Origin of the sequence: Streptomyces sp. NPDC051133 (genome assembly GCF_040682635.1) — a bacterium.
In the GTDB taxonomy this organism is placed as follows: Bacteria; Actinomycetota; Actinomycetes; order Streptomycetales; family Streptomycetaceae; genus Streptomyces.
In genome coordinates this window covers 1-3,220 of the sequence record NZ_JBFBBK010000157.1, presented here as the reverse complement: position 1 = coordinate 3,220, position 3,220 = coordinate 1, and the positions used below count along the sequence as shown (strand labels likewise).

4 protein-coding genes and 1 pseudogene are annotated in these 3,220 nt (G+C 68.9%); 2 read left to right on the top strand and 3 right to left on the bottom strand.

Going from position 1 to position 3,220, the window contains the following annotated elements; all coding sequences use genetic code 11:
• Both AB0N17_RS45760 and AB0N17_RS45755 read left to right on the top strand, forming a co-directional pair.
• Positions 1-200 (top strand): hypothetical protein (locus AB0N17_RS45760; protein WP_366017600.1); only part of this gene is annotated, 200 nt, incomplete at its 5' end.
• A complete protein-coding gene (locus AB0N17_RS45755) occupies positions 197-562 on the top strand; it encodes a hypothetical protein (RefSeq protein WP_366017599.1) in 366 nt (121 codons plus the stop codon). The genes AB0N17_RS45760 and AB0N17_RS45755, both read left to right, overlap by 4 nt.
• Positions 563-766: 204 nt before the next feature.
• Here AB0N17_RS45755 and AB0N17_RS45750 read toward each other — a convergent pair whose 3' ends face one another.
• From AB0N17_RS45750 to AB0N17_RS45740, 3 genes and pseudogenes are all read right to left on the bottom strand, one after another.
• Positions 767-1,021, bottom strand: a complete 255-nt coding sequence (locus AB0N17_RS45750; protein ID WP_366017598.1) for a hypothetical protein — start codon at positions 1,019-1,021, stop codon at positions 767-769.
• A gap of 636 nt (positions 1,022-1,657) precedes the next feature.
• Positions 1,658-1,912 (bottom strand): annotated as a pseudogene (locus tag AB0N17_RS45745) (hypothetical protein); the annotation flags it as partial.
• A 281-nt stretch (positions 1,913-2,193) separates the two neighbouring features.
• Positions 2,194-2,439, bottom strand: a complete 246-nt coding sequence (locus AB0N17_RS45740) for a hypothetical protein (RefSeq protein ID WP_366017597.1) — start codon at positions 2,437-2,439, stop codon at positions 2,194-2,196.
• Between the last annotated feature and the right edge of the window lie 781 nt (positions 2,440-3,220).

Genomic DNA, 3,220 nt, shown 5'->3' with positions numbered 1-3,220 from the left:
AGCGGCGCGGCCTGAGCCTGCAGGGATACGTGGCCGATTTGATCGAGGCTGATGTGAACCAGTCACGCGCCGCCTTCATGGCCGGTGCCGCGGCGTTCCTGGCTGCGTACACGGAGGAGTTCGAGGCGGAGGTCGGTGAGGACCGGTATCCCGGCCTCCCGGACAAGCCGGCGGAGGCCTCGCCGAGGGACGCTTCGTGAATCTCCGCATCGATCTCGGCTGGATCTTGGCAGTGGCACAGCAGATTCCGGGGGATCCTCAGGTCGTCGATTACGGCGTGCCGGTCGCGGCGGAAGCACGTCATCGGGCGGAGGTCCTTGATCACGAGGTGTATCCCGAGCCCCATCACAAGGCTGCGGCGCTGCTGTGCGAGCTGGCGAGAAACCCGAGCCTGGAGGTGAGGAACCTTCTGTTCGCGGCCACGGTGACCGCGGCCTACCTGTCGGCGTGCGGCCTTCCGGTGAGCCCTGGCCTGGACACCGTTCTCCCGCTGGCCCGGTCCGCCCGGGACGGGCTGCCGGTGCGGGAGGTCGCCGCACAGATCAAGACCTGGACAGGCTGATTCTCGTCGCGCATTCCCGCCCAGCTGCGGCGTTGGCGGTCTCCGCCGGGCCAGAACAGCCATCAGCTACGCAGATCGGGGCTCGCAGCAGCACTGGCAGGGTGCCGGCTTCCCGGGGCGGGCTCATGTTCCTCGCGCCTATCTTGCTGGCGGGGACGCCTTAGTTCGTCCGGCGATCCAGCTGGCCCTGCCCGCGGGGCCGGGTCAGGAATCCGGCTCACCGACCGGCGTCGGCCGACGCTCCGGAACGGTGAGGTGTTCCACCAGGCCCAGCAGAGCCAATACCACGACGCAGCCGGCGAGGATGGCCGACCGCCCCATGGTCCACGACGTGTCGCGGAGGCGGAACAGGTAGGGCGTGAGCACCAGCATGACGACGACCATGCCGGACGACAGCAACGAATGATCAAGGAATCCGAAGCAGCCACTGCCGGTCGTTGCAGACGCGGTGGTTGTCACAGACGACCAGATGTGAGAGTTCTAGCGAGAGGCCCCATGGTGCCCTCGGAGCGGAGTAATAAATGCCCATACCGCTGCATATGGGCCCTGGCAAAGGGAAGCCGGAATGAGTCCCCTTGAAGCTGCGGGGGAGGGAGTTCGATATGGACCAGGTCAGGATGAGTCGGGCGGAGCTTCCTCAGCCGTTGCGAGTCGTCGCCTCTGGGTTCCGCCGCTTGCCCGGAGCCGAGCAGGTCAGCAAGATCGCCGACGGAGCGCTGGACTGGATCGGAACGGTCTCTCCAAGAGGCCGCCGGATGGCGGTCTATACCGGAGCCGGGGTGCTCGGTGTGACCGGGGTGGTGGAATGGCCGGTCGCTCTCACTGGCGCGGCCGTCGCCTGGCTGACCCAGCCGCGCCCCGGGCAAAGAGCGCACGCGTCGACGCGAGCAGATGCGCCCGGCAAGACGGCGCCGCACCGTGCGGCCCACATGGTGACGGGGCCCAGCCGCGCCCCTGCGGGACCCACCAGCGCCGTGTCACATCGCTACGGTGCCGGCGACAGGCTGGCTCCCTCCCACTTCCACGACGACCGCCCCAAGAGCCACGTGCGCGAGCAGCCCGCCAAAGTCGGGGATCCTGCCACGAGCTCGGGACTCAAGCAGGTCGCACAGGCCTCCGCACACCACCACGGCTCAGCCCCAGCGGAAAAGCACCCCTGACTGGGTTTCCTGCACGGCCGTGCATGGGCCTGTAAAGACTCGGGGAGGCTGAGGCAGATGAGCTGGGAGGCTCCGTTTCTGCTTTCCCTGCATCCAATGCTCGGGCGCGCAGGACGGTCAGGCAGGCGTGGGCGGCCATGGCCAGCGTCATATGGCGGTGCCGACCGGGATAGCGGCGGACCTGGTAGTCGCGGCACTTGGTGCACCTCGCGGCGGCGCTTCCGCTCGGGCGCGGTACCACCTGCTCCAGGCGCCGGGCCGCCGGTCGGGACGCTGCGGGCGGGGTCGGCCGATCCAGCGACGGGGGGCGGGGGACGAGTACGAGTGATCTCCTCTAGCGGGTTGGCGGGCGGGTACAGCGCCTCGCTGACGTCGCCGGGGCTTGGGAGGTCGGTGGCCCCGGCGGCCCCGTTCCGGTCCTCAACCTGTCCCAGGGGCGTGGCTGGCGCGGGTCAGGGAGAGCGTCTGATCTCAGCGGGTCCGGAACAGTAGGGCGGCCTGCTGCTGCAATCGATCCGGACGCGTGGGGTAAGCGTGCCGCAGGGCGCTGCGGTCGCAGTCGTGCATCGTGGTGAACGTTCGCGTGACGCCGCAGATGCACGTCCAGTTGCAGGGCTCGAGGGGGATGTCGTCGTGGGTGACTGGGACCGTGACCTTGGTGCCGTCATGGTGGCCGCGACAGGTGGCGACCCAGAACTCGTTGATGCGCAGCTTCATGGGAGCCCGTTCCTTTCGTGGTGCGTCCCACTTGGGCACGCCAGCACCTGGGGTTCGTTTGGCGGGGCGGGTGGTGCGCAGGCCGGGCGGTTTGCACCGTACTCGACCGCCTGGGGCTCGGGTGCGAGGCAGGTGACCCGGGGCGGGGCTTAGCGGTCGCGGGCGTCGTTGAAGCTGGGCACGGAATCGGCGTCATCGTCGACTTCCGGAGGATTGCCTTCAGGGAGCACGGCGGCCACCTCGGCTTGCAGGCCTCGGTCGTCGCTGGCCTCGACGGATGGCCCCGAGCATGCAGCGGCGGCCGTCCTCGGCTCCGGCCTCAACGTGTTGGTGATAGGTGCGGCTGCGGACGCGAGAAGGAAGACCCCCCGGGGCCCCTGACCACGTGGCGACCATCAGCCCCAACCACTGGTCTTGATCAGGTAACTCGTTTTGTTCCTGTTGCATGGCTGCGTGCAGGGTGGGGTCGGCCATACCAGTCAAGGGCGTCGAAGCGCTCAAGTTGCCGCCCAGGCGCGGACGGCGGCACGCTTCATGCCTCGTGGTCGCTGGGGCCGCGGCGCGGGCATCGGGGTGCGGCGCTGCGCGCCGGTTAACCCCCACACCGCGCCGAGCGCGCGCCGCCTTGGGGCGTGCCCTACTGTGGAAGTGCCTCGCGCGTTGACAGGACCGGCAGGGCTTGGGCGCCTACCCCAACTCAGAGTCGTCGGTCGCCTACATCGGAGAGACAGGCAATCTCTCGGAGCGCATAGCGGTACATCGCTACCACGCCCGTACCTGT